This window comes from Streptomyces sp. NPDC048420 (genome assembly GCF_040651535.1).
Taxonomy (GTDB): Bacteria; Actinomycetota; Actinomycetes; order Streptomycetales; family Streptomycetaceae; genus Streptomyces.
Genome location: NZ_JBEZKG010000030.1, coordinates 22,247 through 49,173, shown reverse-complemented (window position 1 = coordinate 49,173; position 26,927 = coordinate 22,247). Strand labels below are relative to the sequence as shown.

Here is a 26,927-nt window from a genome sequence, read left to right as displayed (position 1 = left end):
GGTAACCACCTGGTCACGGACCGGACTCAAAAAGTCACCGCACGCCCCTCGTGGCGGCTGTGTGTCGTACTCCACACTGGGTTCCGGTGCCTGAGTCCTCGGAGCGCGGCCGATCCGTCCCCAACGGGTCCCAGACCCCCGCGGTTCCGCTCATCGCGTACGGGACGGACAGCGGCGAGGCCGCCGACTCCGCCCCCGAAGTACCGCTGCCGCACTCCTTGGCAGCGATCATCCTGGAGGTCGCCCCCGTGCAGACCCAGACCCTCACACAGACCGAGAACAGTGCGGACGACACGGCAGAGCCGGACACCGAGACCGACGTACTGGTCGCGGTGCCCCCGCAGAGCCGCGTCGTGCACCATCCCGAGGCCGAGCCGGACACGCCGGCCGAGCCCGCCGAACCGCCCGCGGAGGCCCTGGAGGCCGCCGAGGCCCCCGAACCGGTGGAACCCGCCCGCCACCGAGCGGACACCAGCGGTCCTTCCTCGGACCTGTTCCGTCAGTACCTGCGGGAGATCGGCCGTATCCCGCTGCTCACCGCGGCCGAGGAGGTCGAACTGGCCCGCCGGGTCGAGGCCGGCCTGTTCGCCGAGGAGAAGCTCCTCAACACCCCTGATCTGGACAGCCAGTTGGCGCTCGACCTGGACCGCCTGGTGGTCCTGGGCCGGATGGCCAAGCGCCGTCTCATCGAGGCGAACCTGCGCCTGGTCGTCTCCGTCGCGAAACGCTACGTCGGCCGCGGCCTGACCATGCTCGACCTGGTCCAGGAAGGCAACCTCGGCCTCATCCGGGCGGTCGAGAAGTTCGACTACGCCCGCGGCTACAAGTTCTCCACCTACGCCACCTGGTGGATCCGCCAGGCCATGTCCCGGGCCCTCGCCGACCAGGCCCGGACGATCCGGGTCCCGGTCCACGTCGTCGAGCTGATCAACCGGGTCGTCCGCGTCCAGCGCCGCATGCTGCAGGAACGCGGCTACGAACCCACGCCGGAAGAGGTCGCCGCGCATCTCGATCTCGCGCCGGAGCGGGTGAGCGAGGTGCTGCGGCTGGCCCAGGAGCCGGTGTCCCTGCACGCCCCGGTGGGCGAGGAGGACGACGTCGCCCTCGGTGACCTCATCGAGGACGGCGACGCGGCCTCACCGGTCGAGTCGGCGGCGTTCCTGCTGCTCAGGGAGCACCTGGAGGCGGTGCTGTCGACGCTGGGGGAGCGTGAGCGCAAGGTCGTCCAGCTTCGGTACGGCCTGGCCGACGGCCGTCCGCGCACGCTGGAGGAGATCGGGCGGATCTTCGGCGTGACGCGGGAGCGGATCCGGCAGATCGAGTCCAAGACGCTCAACAAGCTGCGGGACCACGCCTTCGCGGATCAGCTGAGGGGTTACCTGGACTGAGAGGGGGCCGTTTCTCAACGGCCCCTTCCCGCTAGTCGACCTCCGCCACCGCCTGCGCGAACTGTGCCTTGTACAGGCGGGCGTACGCCCCGTCCGCCTCCAACAGGTCGGTGTGGGTGCCCTGTTCGACGATCGAGCCGTTCTCCATGACGAGGATCGTGTCCGCGTCCCGGATCGTCGAGAGCCGGTGCGCGATCACGAACGACGTGCGGCCGTGGGCCAGTTTGGCCATGGCCTTCTGGATCAGCACCTCGGTACGGGTGTCCACCGAGGAGGTCGCCTCGTCGAGGACCAGGATCACCGGGTCCGACAGGAACGCCCGGGCGATCGTGATGAGCTGCTTCTCACCGGCGCTCACCCCGCTGCCCTCGTCGTCGATCACGGTGTCGTAGCCCTCGGGCAGGGTCCGGATGAACCGGTCCGCGTGGGCCGCCCGCGCCGCCTCCTCGATCTCGCCCCGGGTGACCTCGCGCGCGGCGCCGTACGCGATGTTCTCCGCGATGGTGCCGCCGAACAGCCAGGTGTCCTGGAGGACCATCCCGATGCCGGCCCGCAGCTCGTCCCGGGACATCCTCGCGATGTCCACGCCGTCGAGGGTGATCCGCCCGCCCGAGACGTCGTAGAACCGCATGAGCAGGTTGACCAGGGTCGTCTTGCCGGCTCCCGTCGGACCGACGATCGCGACCGTGTGCCCGGGTTCGACCTTCAGCGAGAGGTCGTCGATGAGCGGCTTCTCGGGGTCGTACCGGAAGGAGACGTGCTCCAGGGCGACCCGTCCGCGCAGCTCCTCGGGCTGCTCCGAGATCTCCGGATCCGCCTCCTGCTCCTCCGCGTCCAGGAGTTCGAAGATCCGCTCGGCCGAGGCGACACCGGACTGCACGAGGTTCGCCATCGACGCGACCTGCGTCAGCGGCATCGAGAACTGCCGGGAGTACTGGATGAAGGCCTGCACGTCACCGATGGACAGCGAGCCGGACGCGACCCGCAGGCCGCCCACGACCGCCACCAGGACGTAGTTGATGTTCGACACGAACATCATGAGCGGCTGCATGACCCCGCTGTTGAACTGCGCCTTGAACCCGGCCTCGTACAGCGCCTCGTTCTGCTCGGCGAACTGCGCGGCCGACTCGTCCTGGCGCCCGAACACCTTCACCAGGGTGTGCCCGGTGTACATCTCCTCGATGTGGGCGTTGAGCTTGCCCGTGGAGCGCCACTGCTGCACGAAGTGCGGCTGCGAGCGCTTGCCCACGCGCGTGGCGACGACGAACGACAGCGGCACGGTGACCAGCGCGACCAGCGCCAGCAGCCAGGACACCCAGAACATCATCGCGAGCACACCGATGATGGTGAGCAGCGAGTTGATGAGCTGGCCCATCGACTGCTGGAGGGTCTGGCCGATGTTGTCGATGTCGTTGGTCGCGCGGGAGAGGACCTCGCCGCGCTGACGCTTGTCGAAGTACGACAGCGGAAGCCGCGACAGCTTGGTCTGCACGTCCTCGCGCATCCGGAACATCGTGCGGTTGACGGTCCGGTTGACCAGCCGGGTCGCCACCGCCATCAGCAGCCCGGCGACGAGGAACACCCCGACCGCGAACAGCAGGACATGCCCCACGGCGGTGAAGTCGATGCCCTCGCCGGGCGTGAAGTCGGTACTGCGGAGCATGTCGGCGACCTGACCCTCGCCGCGCGCCCGCATCTGCGCGAGAACCTCTTCCTTGCTCGCCCCGGCGGGCATCTGCCGTCCGATGATGCCCGCGAACACCAGGTCGGTGGCCTCGCCGAGGATCTTCGGCCCGACCACGTTGAGGCCGACGCTCAGCACCACGCAGAACAGCATCGCGTAGAGGGTCAGCCGCTCCGGCTTGAACTGGGCGAGCAGCCGCCTGCCGGACACCTTGAAGTCGATCGACCGGGTCTCGGGACCGCCGCCCGCCATCATGCGCCCCATGGGCCCGGCCATCAGGCAGCCTCCGCTTCCGTCAGCTGGGAGAGCACGATCTCCCGGTAGGTCTCGTTGTCCGCCATCAGCTCACGGTGGGTGCCGGTGCCGACGACATGGCCCTCGTCGAGGACGACGATCCGGTCGGCGTCCCGGATGGTGGCCACCCGCTGGGCGACGATCACCACGGTCGCCTCCGCGGTCTCCTCGGCGAGCGCCGCGCGAAGGGCCGCGTCGGTCGCGTAGTCGAGGGCCGAGAAGGAGTCGTCGAAGAGGTAGATCTCCGGTCGTTGCACCAGCGTGCGCGCGATGGCGAGCCGCTGCCGCTGACCACCGGAGACGTTGGTGCCGCCCTGCGCGATGGGGGAGTCGAGCCCGTTCTCCAGCCGCTCGACGAAGTCCTTGGCCTGCGCCACCTCCAGCGCGTGCCACAGTTCCTCGTCGGTGGCGTCCGGATTGCCGTAGCGCAGGTTGGTGGCGACCGTGCCGGCGAAGAGATACGGCTTCTGCGGGACGAGCCCGACGGTCTTCGCGAGCAGCTTCGGGTCGATGGTCGACACCTCGGTGCCGTCGACGAGCACCTCGCCGTCGGTCGCGTCGAACAGCCGGGGCACCAGGCCGAGCAGCGTGGACTTGCCGCTGCCGGTCGACCCGATCACGGCGGTCACCTCGCCGGGCCGGGCGACCAGGTCGATCGCCCTGAGCACCGGCTCCTCCGCCCCCGGATAGCGGAAGCCCGCGCCCCGGATCTCCAGATGTCCGTGCCGCCGCAGCTCGACGACCGGCGCCACCGGCGGAACCACGCTCGACGAGGTGTCCAGGACCTCCTGGATGCGCTCGGCGCACACCTCCGCGCGCGGCACCATCATGAACATGAAGGTGGCCATCATCACGGACATGACGATCTGCATCAGATAGGCGAGGAACGCGGTCAGATCGCCGATCTGCATCCCGCCGCTGTCGATCCGGTGCGCGCCGAACCACACCACCGCGATCGAGGACAGGTTCACCGTCGTCATCACGACCGGGAACATCAGCGCGAGCAGATTGCCGGTCTTGAGGGACATCTCCGTCAGATCGGTGTTCGCCTTCCGGAAGCGCTCCTCCTCGTACGCGTCGCGCACGAACGCCCGGATGACCCGGTTGCCGGTGATCTGCTCGCGCAGCACCCGGTTCACGGTGTCGAGACGTACCTGCATGGACCGGAACAGCGGGCGCAGCCGCCGTACGATCAGCGTCACGCAGATGCCCAGCGTCGGCACCACGGCCACCAGCACCCCGGACAGCGGCACGTCCAGGCCGAGCGCCAGCACGATGCCGCCCACGCACATGATGGGCGCCGACACCAACAGCGTGAACGTCATCAGGGCCAGCATCTGGACCTGCTGGACGTCATTGGTCGTACGGGTGATCAGGGTGGGCGCGCCGAAGTGGCCGACCTCGCGCGCCGAGAACGACTGCACCCGGTCGAAGACCGCCGCCCGCATGTCCCGGCCGAGCGCGGAGGCGGTCCGGGCGCCGTAGAACACGGCCCCGATGTTGCAGAACACCTGCACCAGCGAGATGCCGATCATCAGAGCGCCGTAGCCGAGGATGTAGCTGGTATCCCCGTTCACGACGCCGTTGTCGATGATGTCCGCGTTGAGCGTGGGCAGGTAGAGGGTGGCGCAGGTCTGCAGGAACTGCAGCAGCACCAGGATGGTGATGGGTTTCTTGTAGGGCCTGAGATAGGTCCGCAGAAGTCGTATGAGCACGCTACGTCTCTCGGAGTCGGCGACGGGCGGTTGGTTGCCCCTGGCCCCTATCGTCGGACACTCCACCCGCGTTACCTCAACCGATTAAGCCGACAGCAGTGCTTTGCAGGGCCCTATGGGTCCTCGTGGGCGCGGACTCCTACCGGACTCTTATGTTCCGCGGCCTGCCTACCGGAACGCCCCCGGATAGGTCTGCTCCCGCACGGACACGTACTGCTGCCGCACCGCCTGCCCCACCGCCAGCTCCTCGCCGGGCTCCAGGACCTGCCCGGCCGGGCCCTGCCACATCGGCGGGTTACGCGGGTCGAGCGTGCCCTGCGACACGCCGAGCGCCCAGGCCGCCTGCCGGGCGGCGCCGATCGCCGCGTAGTCCGCGGGCTGCGGCACGACGACCTGCGCGCCGAACAGCGCGGGCGCGGCGGCCTGTACGGCGGACAGCTCGGCGGCGGCCCCCAGCAGGAAGACCCGCCGCACCTCGACCCCCCGGCCGCGCAGCACGTCCAACGCGTCCGCGAGCCCGCACAGCATGCCCTCGAACGCGGCCCGCGCCAGGTGCTCCGGCTTCATCGACTCGCGCCGCAGGCCGCTCAGCGTCCCCGCCGTGTGCGGCAGGTTCGGCGTCCGCTCGCCCTCCAGGTAGGGCAGCAGTACGAGCCCGTGGGCGCCCGGCGTCGACTTCATCGCCAGCTCGGACAGGCTCTCCAGGTCAGTCAGGCCGAGCATCTCGGAGGCGCCGCGCAGGGTCCGTACGGCGTTCAGGGTGGTGACGACGGGCAGGTGCATGCCGGTCGCGTCGGCCAGGGAGGTGATCATCCCGGTGTTGTCGACGAGCGCCTCGGGGTGGACGGCCATCACGGAGCCGGACGCGCCCAGCGAGACGACGGCGTCCCCGAGCCCGATGCCGAGCCCGAAGGCGGCGGCCATGGTCTCCCCGGTCCCGGCGGAGATCAGCAGCCCCTCCGGGGTCGTACCGGCCGCTTCCGCGGGGCCGATCACCTCGGGGAGCATCGCCTGGTGGCCGAGGGCCAGCTCGACGAGGTCGCCCCGGTAGGCGCCGGTGGCGGCGGACCAGTAGCCGGTCCCGGAGGCGCCGCCGCGGTCGGTGGTCCTTCTGACCGGCCGGCCCAGCAGCTGCCACACCAGCCAGTCGTGCGCCTGGAGGAGCACGGCGGTGCGCAGGGCGGCGTCGGGCTCGGTCTTGTTCAGCCAGCGCAGCTTGGTGACGGGCTGCGCGGCCTGCGGCACACACCCGACCGCCTGGGCCCACGCCTCGCGTCCGCCGAGCGCGTCGACGAGGTCGGCGGCGGCGACCTGGGCGCGCTTGTCGCCGCCGACCATGGCGGGGCGGACGGTGTTGCCCTGGGCGTCGAGCGGCACGACGGCGTTCTGCTGGGACGACACGCCGATGGCCTGCACGCCTTCGAGGAGACCGCCGCCGGCGGCCTCACCGAGCGAGAGCAGCCAGGCCTGGGGGTCGACGTCGGACGGCCGGCCGCTGCCTTCGGCGACTTCGACCGGGTGCGGGGCGTACCCCTGTTTGAGCACGGCACCGGTGTCCGCGTCGCAGACGACGATGCGAGTGAAATCGGGTGAGCTGTCCAACCCGGCGACTATCCCCATGGCGCAAATTCTATGGGCGTAGCGTCGTGGGGGCTGCGCGGCGACCGGCGGCGCGGGCGGACTGTGGCTGGTCGCGAAGCTTCCCGCGCCCCTAGGTGGTCTTCGTCACCGTCGATTTCATGTGTTGCTGGTGCCCCAGTCGTCCTCTGGTGCGCCGTTCGTGTTGCGGTCGCGGAGTGAGCGGACCCGCTGGGTCACCGACTCCGGGACCCGGTCGCCGACCTTGTCGCTGACCGTGTGGTACGCCTTCCCCGCGAACTGGCGGCCCTGCTGGGCGGCCGTCTCCGCGGTGTTGCGGACGGCGGGGTTCTGGGCGACTTGCCGTGCCGACTTCTTCAACTGCTCGTAGCGCTCGCGCCCGGCACGGGTGCCCAGCACGTAACCGAGAGTCAGTCCGACCACGAACGTGAGCTTGTAGCGCATGGTGGCCACCCTTCTTGCGTAGGTCTCCGGTGCGACGGTCGGTGCCGGGGGAACCGATTGGCGGAGCACCCCCCAGCTTGCGCTAATGTATGTGTCGCAGCGAGCGCCCGCCCCCTGGCGAATACCCAGGGAGGTACGTTCGATGCAACGAGGCATTCCTCCGTAGCTCAATTGGCAGAGCAGCCGGCTGTTAACCGGCAGGTTACTGGTTCGAGTCCAGTCGGGGGAGCTTCGATCTTCCGTAGCTCAATTGGCAGAGCAGCCGGCTGTTAACCGGCAGGTTACTGGTTCGAGTCCAGTCGGGAGAGCAGATGATCGAGGACCCCGTCGGGGTCCTTTTTCATGTGCGGAGGAACCGTGCAGGTCGCGGCGGTGTCCTCAAGGGCATGCGAAGTCGCCCCTGCGGAGCAGGAGATCGTATGAGCGGCTATGCTGCGGCAGACGGCGCGCACACATGTACGCGACACGCCGCTATGGGGCGGTAGCTCAGCCGGTTAGAGCAGCGGACTCATAATCCGCCGGCCGTGGGTTCGAGTCCCACCCGCCCCACTGTGCAGGTCTGTGACCTGCGGAAACGTTCCGCGTGAGGTGTCGGACGCCAACTTCGATGCTATGGACCCGAATCCGCTGCTCGCAAGTTCGGTTTCCGTGGATCCTGCTCCGTTTGTGAGCACATTGACGGCTCTGACCTGCGGTGGAGCAAGTGATCAAGGTTGTTGTCCGCCTCCGGGGCAGCTGCTCTGGGGCTCGGAGCCAAGATCCAGGGGCCGGACAGGGGCCAGGACGACGCCAATGCGTCGCGCGTGTGGGATCCAGAGCCAGGGCACCTCTCGTCTTGCGGTAGATCGTCGTCCCCGGCGCGTCTGGTCGGGTACCGCGCGCACCAGGCCTGGCGGATGCCGGTGCGTCTGGGCGCTATGCGCGCCCCGCGATCATTGCGTCGGCGAGCGGGGTGGACCGAACCGGTAGCGCACGGCAATCGTTGCCGGCTGTTCTGGAGCGGGCATCTGAGGGTGTCCGAAGGCCAGCTCACCGCCTGCGGTGACAAGAGAGGTGGGCAGGCGCGGAGTCGTACGACCGGTGTGAGATGGCGCCGGAGGGCGTGGTCCGCCGCACCCGTCGGCCCAGCGGGGCGTATGCACCGGCGACGGTCCGGCCGCCGCCGGTCTCGGTGAGGATCCTGCCCACGGCGTCGTAGGCATAGGTGCCCCTGCTGCCGGGATCGACCAGCAGACAGAATCTCGTCGTAGCGCAGGGACGTGACCGCGCCGTCGTCGTTGCGCGACGTCACCGCCCGGCCGGCGGCGTCCCGAGTCAGCCGGATCATCTGGCCGGTTCCGTTCGGCCGCTCGACCTTGCGGCCCCCCGGCGGGCCGGTCACTGGGCCTGACCTACCCGATCCATGCCTTGACCTTGTCGGGGTTCGCTTCGACCCACTTCTTCGCCGCCGCCTCCGGCGACATCTTGTCCAACGCGATGTACTTCGCCACGGTGTTCTGGTCGTCATTGGTCCACCGGAAGTTCTTCACCAGGTCATAGGCCGGGCTGCCGGACTTCGCGAACCGGGTGCTGACGATCTTGTCGAGGTCGAACACCGGATAGTCGCAGGCGACCTTCGCCGGCTCGGCGTCACAGCCCGGCGTGTGCTTGGGCAGTTCGACGTGGACCAGCGGCACCTCGGAGAAGAACCACTGCGGCTCGTAGAAGTAGCCGATCACCCATTTCTTGTTCTGCTCGGCGTCCCGGAAGGCCTGGATGAGCGCGGTCTCGCTGCCCGCGTACACCACCTTGAAGTCCAGCTTCAGGTTCTTCGCCAGCGCCTCGTCGTTCGTCTGGTACGACGGGTCGCCGTCCAGCAGCTGGCCCTTGCCGCCGGACTCGGAGGTCTTGAACTTGGACGCGTACTTGTTGAGGTTCTTCCAGTTGGTGATGTCGGGGTACTTCTTCGCGAGCCACGGGGGGATGTACCAGCCGATGATGCCCTTGTTGCCGGTCTGGCCGAGGCTGACGGCGGTCTTCTGCTGGGTGATGTACTTCTTCTCCAGATCCTCATGTCCCCAGTTCTCCAGGATGGCGTCGACCTGGCCCGTCTCGAACCCCTGCCAGCCGATCTCCGCCTTCAGGTCCTTCTTGACGACCTTGCAACCGAGTTCGTGCTCCGCGACATAGCCGACGACCGCTGCGTCCGCTTCGTAGCCCACCCATGGGTTGACCGCGAGGTTGAAGTTGCCGCACTTGCCCGAACCGCTGTCCGCGCCGGCGGAGCTGTCTCCGACCTTCGCGCCACCGCAGGCGCTGAGGGTGAGGCAGAGGGCCGCTATGCCCGCCGAGCCCGCGCGCCACTGTCTTGCTTGCTTTGCCATGGTCCTTCTCCTTGTGCGGCGACGGGCTGCGCCGTTGCCTGAGTGATCGAGTCGAACACGACTTTCAGCCGTACGGTGAACAGACCCGCCACCGGACCGGCGGTGACGTGCGGGTGGCCCCGGGGATCAAGCCATGTGGGGACGCCATGCAGGGGTCAAGTACCGTCCAGAGCACACCGGAACCCCACGTTGCCGGTTGCCGAATCCGGAGGCAGGCCCTGTCTTGCGGCGACCCTGTAGCGCCGGCAGTAGGACGCGTGGCACAGGTAGGAGCCGCCTTTGGTGACGCGCTGCGGCCCGCCGTGACTGGGGGAGAACGCGTCCTCGCACCATTCCCAGACGTTGCCGGTGGCGTTGTGCAGACCGAAGCCGTTGGGCTCGAAGGCGTTCACCGGGCAGGTGCCGTACCAGCCGTCGGCTGTTGGGTGCCGGTTCGGGAAGTCGCCTTGCCACACGTTCATCCGGGGGCGACCGCCCGGTTCGAACTCGTCGCCCCAGGGGAACACCTTTCCGCGCAGCCCACCTCGGGCGGCGCGTTCCCATTCCGCCTCGGTGGGCAGGCGTTTGCCGGCCCATGTGCAGTAGGCGTGGGCGTCGTCCCAGTCGACATGGACGACCGGATGATCGACTCGGCTCTCCCAGGTGGAATGGGGTCCGTCGGGATGGCGCCAGTCAGCACCCTCGACCTGGCGCCACCAGGGTGCACCCACGACCCCCCGGGTCGGCGGGAAGTCGTCCGGGAGCAGACCGGCGAAGACGAACGACCAGCCGATCCGCTCGGCGGAGGAGCGGTACCCGGTTTCGGCGGTGAAGCGCGCGAACTGCGCGTTCGACACCGTGCAGGCGTCCATCCAGAAGGCTTCGACGTGCACCGTCCGCACCGGGCCTTCCCCATCGGCGGGTTGGGCGACCGCGTCCTCGCTGCCCATGAGGAACTCGCCGGCGGGAACGGCCACCATGCCCTCCGTGGTCGCCCGGCGGACGACGGCCTGTGTGGGTGGCGGTCGGCGCTCCGCCCGGCCGCCGGACGGCGTACAGCAGTTCACTGGGCCCCCATGACGCGCCGGTGCAGTCCACCGTCGAACTCGGAGGAATCCGTGGTCCGGACGTCCAGGTCGATGCGCACCGCATGAACGGTCCCGGTGAACTCGTTGTCGAGGACGGGATAGTCGTCGGTCACCGGGGTACTCAGGTCCACTCCGACATCGAGCGTCTCGTCGAAGGAGAAGTAGTACGGGATGGTCCGCTCCACCCGGCCGGTGGCGTGCTTCTCCCCGTCGACCATGAGTACGGCGGTCCCGCCCTTGCCGAGTCCTCCGCCGTCGTAGTCGAACTCCACCCGGACCTCGTGCCGTCCCGGCGGCAGGGGCTCGCCACCGCGCACGGTGTACAGACTCATCCCGAAGTAGTTGTAGACGTAGGCCGGCTTGCCGCCGGTGAAGTACAGCGACCAGCCGCCGAACCGGCCGCCCTGCGCGATGAGCACGCCCTCGGCCACCGTCTGCGGCACGTCGATGTCCGCGGTGATGCTGTGCGAGCGGTTCTTGATGTTGGGTGTGGTCTCCTCCGTGAAACGGCGCATTCCACCGCGATAGGTCACGGACGTCCGGTCGCCGAGCAGATCGATACGTCCGGCCACAGCTGGGTTCTCCCGCTCGGTGACCCGGTCGTCCAGGGGGAAGACCTGATACTTCGCCGCTTCGATGAGGAACAGGTCCTGCAGGCTGCGCAGCCTCTCCGGGTGCTCGGCGGCGAGGTCGTGCGCCTGACTCCAGTCGCGGGTCAGGTCGTAGAGCTCCCAGACGTCGTCGGCGAAACGCCGGTTCCTGTCCGGCACCATCTCCCAGGGGATGCCGTGCCGGGTGACCGCCATCCAGCCCTCGTGGTAGATGCCCCGGTTGCCACACATCTCGAAGTACTGCGTACGACGGTGCTCGGGCGCCTGGGGATCGGCGAGCGTCCGCCACATGCTCGTCCCCTCGATGGGCTGCTGTGTCACCCCGTCGACGCTGAACGGCGCCGGGATCCCCACGCAGTCCAGAATCGTCGGCAGTACATCGATCACATGGGAGAACTGGTGACGAAGTCCGCCTCGCTCGGGGACCCCCCTGGGCCAGTGGAGGATCATGCCGTCCCGGGTGCCGCCGAAGTGCGAGGCCACCTGCTTGGTCCACTGGTAGGGAGTGTTCAGCGCCAGGGCCCAACCCGCCGGAGCGATCGGATAGCTGTACGGGCCGCCGATCTCATCGAGGTGCTTGATCATCTCGTCCGGGTCGTCCACCACCCCGTGTCCGAGCCGGTGCTCGACGATCGTCCCTTCGATGCCGCCTTCGCCTGAAGCTCCGTTGTCACCGAGGATGTAGAGGAAGAGGGTGTTGTCCAGCTCGCCGAGTTCCTCCAGCGCGTCGGTGAACCTGCCGACCTGCACGTCGGCGTGTTCGGTGAACCCGGCGAAGGTCTCCATGAACCTGGCCGCCAGTCGGCGCTGGTTGTCGGTGAGCTCTTCCCAGTGCGGAACGCCTTCCGCCCAGTTCGCGAGTTCCGTGTCCGCGGGCACGACCCCGAGTTCCTTCTGGCGTCGCAGGGTCTGTTCGCGCTGATGGTCCCAGCCGTGGTCGAAGCGTCCGCGGTACTTCTCCTGCCACTCCCGGCCGACGTGCAGGGGCGCGTGCGCGGCACCGAGCGCGAGGTAGGTGAAGAACGGCCGGCCCGGGGTCAGCGTGCGCTGAGTGCGCACCCAGTCGATGGCGTGGTCGACGAGGTCCTCGGAAAGGTGATACCCGTCCTCGGGCCGCCGATCGGGTTCGACCGGGGCGGTGCCCTGGTACAGCAACGGGTACCAGTGGTTCATCTCGGCACCCATGAACCCGTAGAAGGTGTCGAACCCCTCCCCGGTCGGCCAGCGGTCGAACGGCCCGACCGCACTGATCTCGCGCGGAGGAGTCTGGTGCCATTTGCCGAAGGCCGCCGTGCTGTAGCCGTTGCCCTGCAGGATCTGGGCCATGGTCGCCGCGCTGCGCGGCCGGAATCCGTTGTACCCGGGTGCCGCTGTGGTCATCTCGGTGGTACCGCCCATGCCGACCGAGTGATGGTTGCGTCCGGTCAGCAGGGCCTGCCGGGTCGGCGAGCACAAGGCCGTCACGTGAAAGCGGGTGTAGCGCAGCCCGTTGTCGGCAAGCCGCTCCGCGCTCGGCATCTCACACGGACCACCGAACGCGCTGGAGGTGCCGAACCCGAGGTCGTCGACGAGCACGATCACCACGTTCGGTGCACCCTCCGGCGGTGGGACCGGACCGATCGGGGTGAAGGCGGTCTCCTGGTCGTGGACGTCCAACGCGGTCGTCAAGGGCCGGCGCGTGTCCGGCCGTGGGAGGATTTGCCGTCCGGCTCCGAACTCAGTCATCCGATTCTCCGTTGTCTTCCCGGTGCGGCGAGCGGGCGAGTCTAAATCCGGCAAAGAGCCCGACAGCTCACGTCGACGTACTCCGGGGAAATGTCACACGGTCGTCTCCCGGACGAATTTCCGGCGTAATAAGACTGGACCTGCGCAGCCTCGGTGCTCTCGTTGCAAAAGCGGAGAGCGGGCTGTGCGGCAAAAATGTCAGTGACCGGCGACGCCGGTCAACGGGGTGTCTTGAATCTCCCTGGACCGGTTTTGAATGAAGGCCATAGAAAACGTCTATACCGGCAGGAGACCACTCCTGGCCGTTATTCCGGGGCGGGCGAGGCCGCCATGTCCACGAAGGCCCGGGCGGCGGGCGACAGTGGGCCGGAGCGCCACACCAGCCGGCCGTGGCGCAGCAGCCGGGGACGGTTGGACAGCATCCGGGCCCCGCGCAGCGCGGCGTCCTGGGCCATGGAGGCGGGCAGCAGCGAGGCGCCGACGCCGGACAGGACCAGCGGCACGATCATCGCGCGGTGCGCGGTCTCCACCACGATGCGCGGTGGCACGCCGAGCGCCGTGCACAGGTCGTCGACGGCCACCCGTGTTTCGGTGCCTGGTGGGGTCACGATCAGGTCCAGCGCGGCCAGTTCGCGCGAGGTGATCGTGGATCCCGCCGGGTGCGGGTGGTCGGGGGGCAGCACGACGTGCATCTCCTGCTCCGGCAGGTCGATCCCGCGGAGGTCCCCGGTGGTCACCGAGGCGTCCACCAGGCCGAGTTCGCACTGGCCGGCCGAGACCATGTGTGCCACGTCGGATCCCCGTTCAGGGTCGACCACCCGCACGGAGACCTTCGGATGCTCGCGATGAAAGCGTCCCAGCATCCCGGCGAGCGGATCCACCGAAAGGGTCGTCTGCGCAACGATGTCGAGTCGGCCGCCGCTGAGCCCGAGGACCTCACGTACCAGAGAACTGGCCGTGGACAGGTCCCGTAGTACTTGCTGCGCCGGCCGAACCAGCGCCTCACCGGCCGCGGTGAGTACGACGCCATGAGGGAGGCGGTGAAACAGGCTGCCGCCGAATTCGCGCTCCAAGGTCCGGATCGCATGAGACAGTGAAGGCTGTGCGACATGGAGTGCAATGGCCGCGGCCGTGAATCCGCCGTGCTCGACCACGGCGATGAAATATTCCAGCTGTCGTCGTTCCATTGGTCTCCGTCAATTGCGGGTAACGCTATCACCGGTCGGTCGGAGTCCGGGGACCGCAGGTGCGACCGCTTGCGGCACGCGCTGCCGCGTACGGCATTGCAGCGCCTGTAGTCGGTGCGCACACCCGGGCGACCTCACCAGCTCCGGTGCCCCCTCGTGGAGTGGGCGCGGCACCAGGAACTCGCGCGGCGCGGCAACGACGGCATCGTTCGTACCGTCGGCCGGCACCCTGGAGACCGCCCTGGCGGCAGGACCACTGACGTCGGCATGGCGACGTGTGCCAAAGAGGCGCCGCCGACCACGCTCCTGTGAGCATGCAGGAGCCCACGAGGGCCACCACCTCGCGACCGGCGGAAGGGGTATCCGCTGCGCGGGATTTCGGCCCTCTCGCCGAGCTGGATGGGCGCTGGCTGTCGCGAGTTCGAACCCACCCTCAAAGACGCGCAGGGGCCGAACAGGGGCCACAAGGACAGGAACACATCGGCAAGCACCACACAGGACTGACACGGATCAGCGCGCCTGACCTGGTAAGACGGCAAAGATGAGCATTGATCGGCAAGGGCCGCCAAGATCCTCAATGGACTCATAATCCGCCGGCCGTGGGTTCGAGTCCCACCCGCCCCACCTGTACAGGTCCCTGACCTGCGGAAACGTTCATTTTGTCCTGTCGGATCGTCAACTTCGCCTGAACGGAATGAATCCGCTGCCCATGGGTTTGGAGTCCGGCGGTGGCCGGCGGAGCTGTAACCCATCTGACCTGCGGCGGAGAGGTTGATCGAGGTTTCCGCCCGCCATCCGGACGACTGCCCTGAAGGTCGATGCCAAGACCCAGGGGCCGTGCAGGGGCCGGGACGGCGCGGCCGTGTCCGGGCGACGGTGTCTCCGGGCCGATTTCGTTGTCCCGTTTCCTGGTTCCGCGGCATGGGCCGCCGTCCACCGCGCGGACGGTCGAGTGCCGGGTCGGCGGCGGAGGCACTGCTGATACCGGCGCGACGCGGTAGGGCGACGTCGGCTGCCGTCTGTGCTGTGGAAAACCTGTCGCTGCTGAGGAAGTGCCCCGGCGATGGCCGAGGGGCAAGGAAACGGCCCGGAAGAGAAACGGCCCCGATGAGTCACTCGACCCTCTCGGCTGGCCTCGCGCCACAGTCGCTCTCCTGGAGAACTCCTGGCTGTCAGGAACCGCTGCCACCGCAGCACGTGCCGTGGTTTTGCCAGTTCAGGTGAAGCCCGGCTGGAGTAGGCCCGGCAGGTCCCGTTCCGGGTGCGACAGGAATGTACGGCGAGCTGTCAGAACGGTTCCTCCCACTCACCGGTTGGCCCCGCCCGGGCGGCCGGACGGCATGCGGGCCCGTCACTGGTGCTGCGCCACGCCCATCTCGTCGGTGTATCGGCCGAGGACGTCCTCGGCGGTGGGCACGGGGCCGAACAGTTGCTCCTGGCGGCGGGGGTCGGCGACGTAGCGGCCGCTGTCGAACCAGCCGAACATCGCGGCCATGTCCTTGACCAGGGGCATGAAGCGGCCGGCGGCGGCTCTTGCGGCGCGGGCGACGGTGGAGGGGACGGCCCACACCTTGATCTTCTTTCCGGCTCGGCTGCCCATCAGGTCGGCCATCTCGCGCATGCTGACCGGACGGTCCCAGCCGATGTCGATGCGCTCACCGTTGTCTGCCTCGGCGTCGACGGCGGCCGCCAGGTACGCCGCGAGGTCGGAGGTGTGGACGAAGGTCAGCGGGACGGTGGTCTTGCCGATCCATGTCAGGCGGCCCTTGTCGATCGGGTTGCCCGCCATGGTCGCGATCTGGTCGAGGAAGGCTCCCGGGCGCAGTGCGAGGAACGGGACGCCGAGCTGTTCGAGCTTGTCCTCGGCGATCTTCTTGTGCCAGAAGTGCGGGACATGGGGCGTCTGGTCGCTGGTGAGAATGCTGGTCAGGACGAATCGCCGGATGCCGGTGCGGTGGGCGGCCTCGGCGAGGTTGGCGTTGCCGACGGTGTCGATGTCGTGCGCGTTCTTGCCGCCGCGGGTGTAGCCGGCAGCGGTGGTGATGACGGCATCGACACCGTTCATGGCGGCGACGAGCGAGTCGAGGTCGAGCATGTCGCCGCGGGCGATCTCGACACCCTGGCTTTCGAGCCTGCTCGCGTCGGTGGTCGGCCGGACCAGAGCGCGGACGTTCTTACCGCGCCCCAGCAGTTCGTCGACGACCTTGCCCCCGAGGGAGCCTGTCGCGCCGACGACGAGGACGGGGAGTGTGGTGGTCACGGGGGTCTCACTTTCCATCAGGTCAGTAGTGGGGGAATTAGGTGAGCGAGGCAGTGGTGCCCTCGATGTGCGGCCGGCCGGCCAGCGGCAGGGAAGGGCTCCCCGTCCCCGCGGGGGTGGCGCCCTGGATGGGTTCCGTCCTGTCTCCACCGGGACGGCTCGCGCTTGCCTCGGATGTTGAGGCCCCGCTCAGCGCCGTTCTCCCTGGCATACGGGGGTGAGCGGGGGGCTTCTTCCGACAGCTGGGCGTCTGGCTCCGTTCAGCACGGGTCTGAATGAGCCGAGTGCGCTGCAGCACTGTCCACTTCGCAGGAACGCCGGAAACGAAGCGCACTCCAGGCCGGAACCGGGGTGCAGGCCGAGGGGAGTTACTCGGATTCTTCCTGCGGAACAGCGCGGCCGTTGATCGCGTCGGCGATGGCGTAGGCGGTGCGGACGAAGGACTCTGCCTGCTGCGCCGACAGGTTCACCGCGGAGGTCTCCTCCAGGGCCCGCCACATGGCTGCCAGGGGCTCGCGCATGGCACGGCCCTTGTCGGTGAGGTGGACGACCATGACGCGCCGGTCGTGCGCGGCCGACTCGCGCACGAGCAGGCCGGCGTCCTGCATGCGGCGCAGGGACTTGGAGACGGTGGAGTGGTCCAGGCCGACGCTTTCGAGCAGTTCGGACTGGGTCTGGCCGTCCCGGTCGAGGAGTTGCATCAGCAGTAGTTCCTGTCCGGGATGCAGGTCCATCTCGCGGAGCATGGCGGCGGCGCGGGCGCGGTGAGCGCGGGCGAGCTGGAAGATCGCGTAGCTCATCGGCCCCTCGCCGGCCGTAGAGGGGGTGCGGTGGGTGGAGGCGGGCATGGTGCGGTTCCTCAGACGGTGTGGGTGGGGTAGTCGGTGTAGCCGGCCACTCCGCCGCCGTAGAAGGTCGCCGGGTCGGGGGTGTTCAGCGGCGCGTCAGAGCGTAGCCGCTCGACCAGGTCCGGGTTGGCGAGCGCGAGGGCGCCGACGGAGACGAGGTCGGCCGTGCCGTGGTCGATGTCCTTGGCGCGGGTGGGCAGGTCGGTGCCGGCCCGGTTGAGGATCAGCGTGGTCGGCCACAGCGCGCGCAGGGTGCCCAGCAGCTCCTCGTCGCCCGCGTGCATCACGTGGAGGTAGGCGAGGCCGAGCGGGCTGAGGGCGCGCAGGAGCGCCGGATACAGCTCGGCGGTGTCGGACTCGGCGATGTCGTTGTAGGGGTTGCCGGGGGAGATGCGCAGGCCGGTGCGGTCGGCGCCGATCTCCTCGGCCACGGCGGTGGCGACCTCGACGGCGAAGCGGATGCGGCCCTCGATGGAGCCGCCGTACTGGTCGGTGCGCTGGTTGGTGTTGTCGGACAGGAACTGGTGCACGAGGTAGCCGTTGGCGCCGTGGATCTCCACGCCGTCGGCGCCTGCCGCGACAGCGGCCGCCGCGGCGCGGCGGAAGTCGTCGACGGTCGCCACGACCTCCTGCGTCGACAGCGCACGGGGCGTCGGCATCTCCTGGGGCCCGGACGCGGTGAACATCGCGCCCTGCGGCTGGACCGCCGAAGGGGCGACCGGCTGACGGCCGTGCGGGGTGTTGTCAGGGTGGGAGATGCGTCCGGTGTGCATCAGCTGGATGACGATCCGGCCGTCGGCCGCGTGCACGGCGTCGGTGACCGTGCGCCACCCGGCGATCTGATCGTCATTGTGGATGCCGGGGGTGAGGAGGTATCCCTGGCCGTCGGCGTTGGGCTGGGTCCCCTCGGTGATGATGAGCGCGTGCGAGGCCCGCTGAGCGTAGTACTCGGCGTTCAGCTCGGTCGGTACGCCTTCGGGGGTGGAGCGGTCACGGGTCATGGGGGCCATGACCAGGCGGTGCGGGAGTGAGATGTCGCCGACGGTGGTCGGTGTCCACAGGGCGTTCAGCATGAGTGGTCCTTCGGTGCGATGACGGCCAGGTGATGAGCAGAACAAGGCAGAACAAGAGGGAAAGGCGGGCGTGATCAGTCGAGGGTGAGGACGAGCTTGCCCCGGCCATGCCCGGCGTCGCTGACCTGCTGGGCTGTGGCGGCCCGCTTGAGGGGGTAGGCGGTGACGGTGGTGACGACCTTGCCGGTCGCGGCGTCCTGTGCCAGCGCGGCCAGGCGGGCGGCCGAGCGTTCCTGGCCACCGGTGGAGAAGGTGACGCCGAGCTGGTGCGCGCGGAAGTCGGCGATGGTGACGATGCGCCCGGTGCCGCCGCGCAGGGCGATGGAGTCCTCCAGGGCTCCCTTCCCGGCCAGGTCGAACACCGCGTCCACGCCGGCGGGGGCGAGCGCCCGGACCCGATCGACCAGGCCCTCGCCATAGAGGGTCGCGGTGGCGCCGAGCGAGGTGAGGTAGTCCTGGTTGGCGTGGCCGGCGGTGGCGATGACGCGCGCTCCGCGGGCAGTGGCGAGCTGGACCGCCAGGGTGCCGACCGCTCCGGCCGCGCCGTGCATCAGTACGGTCTCCCCGGCGGTGACGCCCAGCAGGTCCAGGACCCGCTCGGCCGTCTCGCCCGCCACCGGCAGCGCGACCGCGTGCTGCCAGTCGAGGCCGGCGGGCTTGAGGGCCACACTGGTGGTCAGCGCGTACTGGGCGTACGAGCCGGTGTCCGACCAGCCCAGCACCTCGTCACCCACCTGTACGTCCTGCACGCCCTCACCCAGGGCGTCCACAACGCCGGCGAGCTCGGCACCGGGTACGGCGGGGAGCGGCGTGGGGAACGCGGCCTGCATCGCTCCGGAGCGGATCTTGCCGTCCAGCGCGTTCAGTCCGGCCGCCTTGACGCGGACGCGAATCTGCCCGGGGCCGGGCTGCGGGACTTCGATGTCCGCCTCGTGCAGCACTTCCGTGCCGCCGAAACGGTCGAACAGGATGGCTTTCATGACGGCTCCTCTCGTGTCACCACCCATTTAGGTGGCTGGACACATAATCAACGTAACAGCAACCATGTGGCTAGCCAAGTATTTGCTGTCGCTCGGGCTGCGCAAGATCGGCCGCGGTCGCATAGGTCTCCTCGGGGCGGTGGTCGAAGCGGGAGGCGCTCCGCCGGAGCGCGCCTTCCGTAGTCAAGGGCTACCTCGACTGGAGGCTGGACGGTCGGGCCGACCGGCCCTTGGCGGTCTGCGGTTTCCTCTGGTTCGGGCCCGGGTCGGCTCGTGGTAGGCCCCGCGGGTAGCCTCCAGCTCCGCGTCCCTCCTCCAGTCACGCCAACAGCTCGGTGTTCGCCTGCTCCAGACGGGAGCGTGACGCTCTGTGCGGCCCGACCTGGTGGCGGAGTTCCCTGTCGATGAGCAGTCGTTCAGGGTCGGTACCGCCACCCGTCCGCTTCCTGTGCTTGCGCGATGACCTCACAGGCCACCAGGCTTCGCCCTTCGGTAGCTGACGGAACTCGGGTTGCCCTTCTTGCGGAGCACGTGGCCGAGCGCCTGAACGGCTCCTCGGCCGGGAAGGGGGGCGGCGCGTCGCTGACCTCTCGGCGTCAGCCCACGGCAGCTCGTACACCCTTGATCGCCGCGTACTCGGCAGGCGGCGGCGCCAGAACGGTGGTCCTTTGATGTCGTTGGGCAGGATGCGATCGCTGGCGTGCCGGATCAGCGGCGGACGTCCGCACTGCGAGAACGGCTCCCTCTCCAATATGACACCAGTGGTGTATGCTGCGAGTGTAATAAAGTGCAGATGGAGGACGCGTGCATGGCTTGGAAGATCGTCGTGGTCGAGCCGGCTCTTTCGTGGCTGCACGGCCTGCGCCGTACCGACCGTGACACGCTGATTCAGGTCAGCCAGGCTGTCGCTGCCCTTCAGGAGGAAGGCCCCGCGCTGGGTCGGCCTCTGGTGGACACGATCAAGGGCTCAGTGCTGTCGAACCTCAAGGAACTCCGCCCCGGCTCGGCCGGGGCCACGGAAGTGCGGTTGTTGTTCGTGTTCGATCCGGACCGCCAGGCCGTGATCCTGGTCGGTGGTGACAAGGCAGGCAACTGGCCCGGCTGGTACCGCGTCGCGGTACCCCAGGCGGAACAGGCGTACGCGGAGCATCTGAAGCGAATCGATGGAGAGGACGGGGCACGATGACTGATCACCTCAAGGACCCGCAGGCCGTCTCCTGGGGAGACCTGGCCGAGGATTTCGCCTTCACCGATGCCGAGAAGGATCAGATCCAGAGGGGGGCGCAGGCGATGGTCCTGGCCTCCCGTGTGCACCGCCTCGCCGAGTTGCGGAAGCGGCAGCGCACCACACAGGTCCAGGTTGCCGAAGCCATGGGCGTCACCCAGGCCCGCGTCTCGCGCATCGAGAAGGGCCAACTGGAGCGCAGCGAGGTCGACACCCTCGCTGCCTACGTCAAGGCGCTCGGCGGCAAGTTGAAGATCGTCGCTGATTTCGGCGATGAGAGCTACGTACTCGGCTGACCCGAGCGGCGCGCCGCTACCCAGGTCGATGCGCAGTCCGGTGGACGGGATTGCATCTGACGTCAGGGATGATGCTCCACCCCGGACCTGGGATGGAGCATCATTGCGCCGATAAGAGACTCCGCTGTGCGAAGGGTTTCAGCCCCTCGGCTGTGCTGAGCGGACGCGACTGCTGCTGTGCTAAGCGTCCGACTCATCGACCCCCAGGGGCCATTGAGGGGCCACAAGGACAGGAACAGACCGACAAGCACTGCAAAGGGCTGACACGGATCAGCACGTCTGACCTGCAAGAACGGCGTGAATCGGCACTGATCGGCAAGGACCGCCAAGATCCCCAATGGACTCATAATCCGCCGGCCGTGGGTTCGAGTCCCACCCGCCCCACCTGTGCAGGTCTGTGACCTGCGGAAACGTCTCAGCGGGCGTGCGGATTCAGGACTTTGGGCCAACGGACTGAATCCGCTGCTCGCCAGTTCAACGCCCTTATCATCGGCGTTGGTTGGAAAAGCTCTGACCTGCACAGACGTATCAGCCCTCTGCTGGGGCAAGCTGTCGCACGTGGGGCTGGGCAAGCGGGCGGACGCCGAAGATGGGACGCTGATGGGACGCAGGTCATCGGAGCCCATCCGAGGCCACGCCTGACATTCACGATCGGCGAGTCGTCGCTCTTCTCGAGCAGCGGCACCTCGGTCATGCAGGCGAGGAAGGATCTCCCGAAAGGGCAGACGTCCGGTCTGCCAGGGCCTGCCACTCCCGCGGGGACATCCCGTAGGCGGTACGGAACGCCCGGCTGAAGTGGGCCGCGCTGAGGAAACCCCACCGGTGTGCGACGGCGGCAACCGCAGGCCTGCTCCGACGCGAGCGGCCGAGTTCCCGGCGGCATTCCTCAAGACGACGACCACGGATCCATCCGCTCACCGTGGCTCCCTGCGCCTGGAAGAGGCGCTGCAGGTGGCGTACGGAGATGTGGTGGGCGGCGGCGATCGTCTCGGCCGAGAGGTCCGCGTCCGTGAGGTGGGCGTCGATGAAGGTGCGGATACGCAACAGCAGGGTGTGCTGGGCGGCGTCCGTTCCGGCAAGGTCGCGGCCGAGCTGTTCGGTGATGACGGTGCTGAGCAGATCCGTCACGTTGCGGGCCAGCAGTTCTGCGACCTCAGGGCGGCAGGTCGCGGCCTCGGCGGTCAGCTTCGACAGGAACGGTGCGACCATGGAGGCCAGTCCCTGCTCGGGGCCGATCGTTACGCCGGTGATGCGCCGCAGGTCCGATTCCGGCAATCCGAGCGACTGCCGGGGCATCTGGAAGACCACCATCTCGAAACGGCTCGGAAAGTGGAGCGTGTACGGTCGGGTCGTGTCGTAGAAGGCGAACTGGCCCGGACTCAACGGGGCGCTCCGCTCATCCTGGACGACGACGCCGGAGCCACAGGTCTGCAGGCCCACGAGCATGTAGTCGTCGGAGGACTCCGCGATCAGGCGTCTGCTGCGCCGGACCAGCTCCCGGTCGGCGTCGACCGTGGAGATCTGCAGGCACCCGAGTCGCTCCGTGGTGACCGCTCCTGAGAAGGGCTCGTCCTTGGGAGCGGTGACGTCGAGTGGCACGAAAGTGCGCCACACCGCGTCGTGCCAGTAGGCCAGCCGCTCGCTGGGCGGTACGGAATCCGTGGAGAGGACGACGGCCACAACGCCTCCTCTGTCGCAGGTGCAGTGCCTGCACTGTAGCCAGGCGGACACCCGTGGCGCGTTACGCACGCGTATCGATGCTCCTGCGCGCAGATCCGGCCACGGCGGAAGGCACGGCGTGTCACAGCGGAAGCCGCGATGCGTCGCAATCGGTCAAGTCGTCGGTCGCGAGCGGTCAAATCCGGCCACATGCCCGGCCTAGCCTCAGCCTCCATCCCGCCTGAACACCGGCCGTCGGAGGAGACCATGCCCAGAACCGGACCGCCCGGACACACCCCGCGCTTCCCCGCGTACAGCTCGCGTCTGCCGAAAGGCACGGACGCGTTCGTGTTCGCCCAGTACGCCTGCCAGGCGAGGGCGGCAGACCAGGCGGCGGAGGGGACCGCCGCGCTCGCGGAGCTGTTCACCGGAGCGCACCGGCCGGACGTACTGGACCGCGGGTCATTCGTCGACAGCGCCGGCGCCCACAACGTGGTGTGGCTGGCCTACTGGTTCGATCCGCAGACGTACGACCGGTGGCAGCAGTCCGAGTCCGTGCGCTCGGCATGGGACCAGCTGCCCGCCGACGGCCCGGTCGGCCACTGGCGGGAGGTGTGCGTCATCCCGGCCGAGCGCAACGAGACCCTGCACACCCACCGCCGCGAGGACTACGCCACCAGCGGCCTGTCCCGGTACGAGGCGGTCGACCTGCCCGAAACCCCGGTGCACGACTACTGGGGCGCCGCCCGCGATCGCATCGATGCCTCGGCCGTCGAGGCGCTGGAGCCCGCACTGCCGGTGTTCGAGCCCCGGCCCGCCCAGGAAGACGACACCCTCGGCCGGCGGCTCACCGTCGAGGTGCCCGGCAACGTCGCGCTCATCCGCACCGCGCAGGACTGGTCCGCCAGCACCCTGTACCGCGAGAAGTATCTGGCGGACGTCAAGCCGGTCAAGGACCGCGGGGTCGACTTCCTCGCCGCGAACCCCGACTCGGGCTGCATTGCGGCCCGCAACCTTGACGAGCAGTCACACGTCGGCTCACCACTGCAGCGCGCCTGCACCGTCGCCTGGTTCGCCTCGCTCGACCACCTCCTGACCTGGTGCCGCTCCCACCGCACCCACCTGGAGATCTACGCCAGCTTCTTCCAGATGGTCTCAGGCGGCGAAGGGCCCCTCGACGTCGCGTTCTGGCACGAGGTGTCGGTCCTGCCCGGCGGCTCAGTCACCACCGAATACGTCAACTGCCATGCGAGAACAGGCTTCCTGCCGCTCGCCACCCACCACCACAGCACCGTCACCGCCTGACGACAGCCGGCACCGTACGGGCAAGGAAGAGGAGAGAACACATGGTCGACTACACGGGTGCCTTCAAAGCCGCCGCGATCCAGGCAGAGCCGGTGTGGCTGGACGCCGACGCCACGATCGAAAAGAGCATCGCCCTGATCGAAGAGGCCGCCAGGGCCGGAGCGCAGCTCATCGCCTTCCCCGAAACCTTCGTCCCCGGCTACCCGTGGTGGCTGTGGCTGGATTCCCCCGCCGCGGGTTTCGCCTTCTTCGGCCGCTATCACGAGAACTCGCTCACACTTGACGGGCCGCGCTTCGCACGCCTGCTGGATGCCGCACGCACCAACGCCATCGCCGTCGTCGCCGGCTTCAGCGAGCGCAGCGGTGGCAGCCTGTACATGGGTCAGGCGCTGATCTCCGCCGACGGCGAACTCGTCCACGCCCGCCGCAAGCTCAAGCCCACCCACGTCGAGCGCACCGTTTTCGGCGAGGGCGACGGCTCCGACCTGGCCGTCCACGACACCCCGCTGGGCCGCATCGGCGGGCTGTGCTGCTGGGAGCACCTGCAGCCGCTCACGAAGTACGCCATGTTCAGCCAGCACGAGCAGGTGCACGTGGCCGCCTGGCCCAGCTTCTCGGTCTACAAGGGGGCCGCCTACGCCCTCGGCCCCGAGGTCAACACGGCAGCCTCCCAGCTCTACGCCGTCGAAGGGCAGGTCTTCGTTCTCGCCCCCTGCGCGATCGTCGGCGACGCGGCCATCGACCTGTTCTGCGGTGACGACCCCGTCAAGCAGCAACTGCTGCAACGCGGCGGCGGCTTCGCCCGGATCTACGGCCCCGACGGCCGGCCCCTGGCCGATCCGCTACCGGAAGACGCCGAAGGCATCCTCTATGCCGACATCGACCTGTCCGCCATCGCCGTGGCCAAGGCAGCCGCCGACCCCGTCGGTCACTACTCCCGCCCCGATGTGACCCGACTCCTGCTGAACACGACCCCACGACGCCCGGTCGAGCAGACGGCCCCCCTCGCGGAGATCTTCCAGGAACCCTCCCTGCCGGAACCGGAGACGGCCCAGGCCTGACGGGGATCGCTGTCGGCGCGAGATCGGCACCGTCGCGGCTCGCGAGTCCCGTCCGACGATCACGCTCGCGAGCGGAAAACAACTCAGTGCTGCAGGGGCGCGGCTTCTCCTCAGGAGCGGCGCCGCTGTGCGTCGGAAGCCAGATCATCCCCTGCGGGCGGGCCAGCCTGGAGAAGGCAGCCCGACGGCATACCCCCTCGCCGTCCACGGGTCCGACTGGTGATCAGGATGCCCGACCGACAGCCGGCCGCCACACCGGTTGCTGTGCCGCAGGAGAGGCCCGACAGTGCGTACTCGTCACGGCTGACGCTGACCGAACAATCGGTCGGGAGGCAGATGTGGAAGAGGTGACACAGGCAACTGACACGGCGACTCCCACGGAAGCGATGCTCGTCGGCGACGAGGCGTCTGGCATCGAAGTGCCCCGAACACGGCGAGGGGACCGCCGCAGGCTGTGTCGGCGAACAGGAAGGTATCCGCCGTGGGCGATCCGGTGGCCGTTCACCATCGCCAGGGTCACAGTCATCCGGGTGCGCGGCTCCGGCGTACGAGGGGACGTCCTCGTGGCATACGCCGAGGAACGCCCTGGTTCGGCCGCAGCGGCATCCCAAGAGGTGAGCGTTCCAGAGACACGACGGCGACCAGGACGCCAAGCACGACCACGAAGGAGTCGCGATGACCACCGAACCGACGGCTGCGACGACCCGGAGACCGCGCCCGACCCGCCTGGGCGAGCCGCTTCCCCACGAGCTGCTGGACGACGGCGAGCACCTCACCCGCGACCAGCTGAAAGAACTCCAGCTCGATCGTCTGCGGAAGACCTTCCAGCACGCCTACGCCAGCGTGGAGCTGTATCGGAAGAAGTTCGACGAGGCCGGGGTCCATCCCGACGACTGCCGCTCGTTGGAGGACCTGTCCCGCTTCCCCTTCACCACCAAGGCCGACCTGCGCGACACCTACCCCTTCGGCATGTTCGCCGTCCCCATGGACCGAATCCGCCGTCTTCACGCCTCCAGCGGCACCACCGGGCGCCCCACCGTAGTCGGCTACACCGAGAACGACCTGTCCATGTGGGCGGACGTCGTCGCCCGCTCGATCCGCGCGGCCGGCGGCCGCCCCGGCCACAAGGTGCACATCTCCTACGGCTACGGGTTGTTCACCGGCGGCCTCGGCGCGCATTACGGTGCCGAGCGGGCCGGATGTACCGTGATCCCCGCATCGGGAGGCATGACCGCACGCCAGGTTCAGATCATCCAGGATTTCAAGCCCGAGATCATCATGGTCACCCCGTCCTACATGCTCACCGTCCTCGACGAGTTCGAGAAGCAGGGCATCGATCCGCGCACCAGCACCCTGAAGGTGGGCATCTTCGGCGCCGAGCCGTGGACGGAGGAGATGCGCCGCGAGATCGAAGAACGCATGGACCTCCACGCTGTCGACATCTACGGCCTGTCCGAGGTGATCGGCCCGGGGGTGGCGCAGGAGTGTGTGGAGACCAAGGACGGACTGCACGTGTGGGAGGACCACTTCTACCCCGAAGTCGTCGACCCGGTCACCGGCATGGTCCTGCCCGAGGGCGAGGAGGGCGAACTGGTCTTCACCTCCCTCACCAAGGAGGCCCTGCCGATCATCCGCTACCGCACCCGCGACCTGACCCGGCTGCTGCCCGGCACCGCCCGGCCCGCTTTCCGCCGCATCGAGAAGATCACCGGCCGCTCGGACGACATGATCATCCTGCGCGGAGTGAACGTCTTCCCCAGCCAGATCGAGGAAGTCGTGCTGCGCACACCCGGCCTCGCCCCGCACTTCCAGATCCAGCTGAGCCGGCGCGGCCGTCTGGACCACATGACCGTTCTCGTCGAGGCCCACCCCGGCACCGGCCCGGAGCAGCGGGAAGCCGCAGCCAGCAGGATCGCCGATGACGTGAAGGACGGCGTGGGCGTCACCGTCGAGGTGGAGATCGTCGATCCGGAGACCCTGGAGCGATCCCTCGGCAAGCTACGCCGGGTCCACGACCTGCGGAAGGCTGAAGGTCGCTCCACCTTACCTGTGATCCGCGGAGACGCCCTGACCTACGACAAGCCTCAGAGGATCCGCCCCGACTGCCGGGGTGGAGCCTCTGTGCGCTGGAAGGGAAATCCGC

At 68.6% G+C, this 26,927-nt stretch carries 18 protein-coding genes, 3 tRNA genes and 1 pseudogene; 9 read left to right on the top strand and 13 right to left on the bottom strand.

Going from position 1 to position 26,927, the window contains the following annotated elements; translation table 11 throughout:
- Positions 1–86 precede the first annotated feature (86 nt).
- Positions 87–1,388 (top strand): RNA polymerase sigma factor, encoded by a 1,302-nt coding sequence (locus AB0D34_RS39530; protein WP_362671077.1) that lies wholly within the window; start codon positions 87–89, stop codon positions 1,386–1,388.
- A gap of 31 nt (positions 1,389–1,419) precedes the next feature.
- On the opposite strand, the gene AB0D34_RS39525 is transcribed toward AB0D34_RS39530, so the two are convergent.
- The 4 genes from AB0D34_RS39525 to AB0D34_RS39510 all read right to left on the bottom strand — a co-directional run bounded on the left by AB0D34_RS39525 (position 1,420) and on the right by AB0D34_RS39510 (position 7,124).
- Entirely contained in the window at positions 1,420–3,348 is a 1,929-nt protein-coding gene (locus AB0D34_RS39525; RefSeq protein WP_362671075.1) for an ABC transporter ATP-binding protein, read from the bottom strand.
- The gene (locus AB0D34_RS39520; protein WP_362671072.1) at positions 3,348–5,081 is read right to left on the bottom strand and encodes an ABC transporter ATP-binding protein; all 1,734 of its coding nucleotides are present in this window, start codon (positions 5,079–5,081) and stop codon (positions 3,348–3,350) included. The genes AB0D34_RS39525 and AB0D34_RS39520 overlap by 1 nt, the downstream gene beginning before the upstream one ends.
- Before the next feature lie 168 nt (positions 5,082–5,249).
- Positions 5,250–6,701 (bottom strand): FGGY family carbohydrate kinase, encoded by a 1,452-nt coding sequence (locus AB0D34_RS39515; protein ID WP_362671070.1) that lies wholly within the window; start codon positions 6,699–6,701, stop codon positions 5,250–5,252.
- Positions 6,702–6,818: 117 nt separating this feature from the next.
- A complete protein-coding gene (locus AB0D34_RS39510) occupies positions 6,819–7,124 on the bottom strand; it encodes a YtxH domain-containing protein (RefSeq protein ID WP_362671068.1) in 306 nt (101 codons plus the stop codon).
- 156 nt (positions 7,125–7,280) lie between these two features.
- Between AB0D34_RS39510 and AB0D34_RS39505 the strand changes: the two genes are divergently transcribed.
- The 3 genes from AB0D34_RS39505 to AB0D34_RS39495 all read left to right on the top strand — a co-directional run bounded on the left by AB0D34_RS39505 (position 7,281) and on the right by AB0D34_RS39495 (position 7,673).
- Positions 7,281–7,353: transfer RNA gene (locus AB0D34_RS39505), tRNA-Asn, on the top strand.
- Positions 7,354–7,359: 6 nt separating this feature from the next.
- Positions 7,360–7,432 (top strand) — tRNA-Asn (locus tag AB0D34_RS39500).
- Between the two features lie 167 nt (positions 7,433–7,599).
- Positions 7,600–7,673: transfer RNA gene (locus tag AB0D34_RS39495), tRNA-Ile, on the top strand.
- Between the two features lie 842 nt (positions 7,674–8,515).
- Here AB0D34_RS39495 and AB0D34_RS39490 read toward each other — a convergent pair.
- The 8 genes from AB0D34_RS39490 to AB0D34_RS39455 form a co-directional block, all read right to left on the bottom strand.
- The gene (locus AB0D34_RS39490) at positions 8,516–9,487 is read right to left on the bottom strand and encodes an ABC transporter substrate-binding protein (protein WP_362671065.1); all 972 of its coding nucleotides are present in this window, start codon (positions 9,485–9,487) and stop codon (positions 8,516–8,518) included.
- A 155-nt stretch (positions 9,488–9,642) separates the two neighbouring features.
- Positions 9,643–10,446, bottom strand: a complete 804-nt coding sequence (locus AB0D34_RS39485) for a formylglycine-generating enzyme family protein (RefSeq protein ID WP_362671063.1) — start codon at positions 10,444–10,446, stop codon at positions 9,643–9,645.
- A gap of 83 nt (positions 10,447–10,529) precedes the next feature.
- On the bottom strand, positions 10,530–12,833 hold the full coding sequence (locus tag AB0D34_RS39480) for an arylsulfatase (RefSeq protein WP_362671062.1): 2,304 nt from the start codon (positions 12,831–12,833) through the stop codon (positions 10,530–10,532).
- Positions 12,834–13,195: 362 nt separating this feature from the next.
- On the bottom strand, positions 13,196–14,077 hold the full coding sequence (locus AB0D34_RS39475) for a LysR family transcriptional regulator (RefSeq protein WP_362671060.1): 882 nt from the start codon (positions 14,075–14,077) through the stop codon (positions 13,196–13,198).
- Between the two features lie 1,351 nt (positions 14,078–15,428).
- Positions 15,429–16,337 carry an SDR family oxidoreductase gene (locus tag AB0D34_RS39470; RefSeq protein ID WP_362671058.1) on the bottom strand — a complete coding sequence of 303 codons (909 nt, stop codon included), beginning with the start codon at positions 16,335–16,337 and terminating at the stop codon, positions 15,429–15,431.
- Positions 16,338–16,705: 368 nt separating this feature from the next.
- Positions 16,706–17,185 (bottom strand): MarR family winged helix-turn-helix transcriptional regulator, encoded by a 480-nt coding sequence (locus tag AB0D34_RS39465; RefSeq protein ID WP_362671056.1) that lies wholly within the window; start codon positions 17,183–17,185, stop codon positions 16,706–16,708.
- Between the two features lie 11 nt (positions 17,186–17,196).
- The gene (locus AB0D34_RS39460; RefSeq protein WP_362671054.1) at positions 17,197–18,258 is read right to left on the bottom strand and encodes an alkene reductase; all 1,062 of its coding nucleotides are present in this window, start codon (positions 18,256–18,258) and stop codon (positions 17,197–17,199) included.
- Positions 18,259–18,332: 74 nt separating this feature from the next.
- Positions 18,333–19,238, bottom strand: coding sequence for an NADP-dependent oxidoreductase (locus tag AB0D34_RS39455; RefSeq protein ID WP_362671052.1), 906 nt, complete (start codon positions 19,236–19,238; stop codon positions 18,333–18,335).
- A 793-nt stretch (positions 19,239–20,031) separates the two neighbouring features.
- Between AB0D34_RS39455 and AB0D34_RS39450 the strand changes: the two genes are divergently transcribed.
- Entirely contained in the window at positions 20,032–20,424 is a 393-nt protein-coding gene (locus tag AB0D34_RS39450) for a type II toxin-antitoxin system RelE/ParE family toxin (RefSeq protein WP_362671164.1), read from the top strand.
- Positions 20,421–20,759: an XRE family transcriptional regulator gene (locus AB0D34_RS39445; protein WP_362671050.1), complete on the top strand. Its 339-nt coding sequence runs from the start codon at positions 20,421–20,423 to the stop codon at positions 20,757–20,759. The genes AB0D34_RS39450 and AB0D34_RS39445 overlap by 4 nt, the downstream gene beginning before the upstream one ends.
- A 690-nt stretch (positions 20,760–21,449) precedes the next feature.
- Here AB0D34_RS39445 and AB0D34_RS39440 read toward each other — a convergent pair.
- Positions 21,450–22,439, bottom strand: coding sequence for a helix-turn-helix domain-containing protein (locus tag AB0D34_RS39440; protein ID WP_362671048.1), 990 nt, complete (start codon positions 22,437–22,439; stop codon positions 21,450–21,452).
- A gap of 246 nt (positions 22,440–22,685) precedes the next feature.
- Between AB0D34_RS39440 and AB0D34_RS39435 the strand changes: the two genes are divergently transcribed.
- The 3 genes and pseudogenes from AB0D34_RS39435 to paaK all read left to right on the top strand — a co-directional run.
- Complete coding sequence (locus tag AB0D34_RS39435) at positions 22,686–23,723, top strand: phenylacetaldoxime dehydratase family protein (protein ID WP_362671046.1); 1,038 nt, start codon at positions 22,686–22,688, stop codon at positions 23,721–23,723.
- A gap of 41 nt (positions 23,724–23,764) precedes the next feature.
- On the top strand, positions 23,765–24,784 hold the full coding sequence (locus AB0D34_RS39430) for a carbon-nitrogen hydrolase family protein (protein ID WP_362671043.1): 1,020 nt from the start codon (positions 23,765–23,767) through the stop codon (positions 24,782–24,784).
- A gap of 675 nt (positions 24,785–25,459) precedes the next feature.
- Positions 25,460–26,812 (top strand): annotated as a pseudogene (paaK, locus tag AB0D34_RS39425) (phenylacetate--CoA ligase PaaK); the annotation flags it as partial.
- Positions 26,813–26,927: the final 115 nt, after the last annotated feature.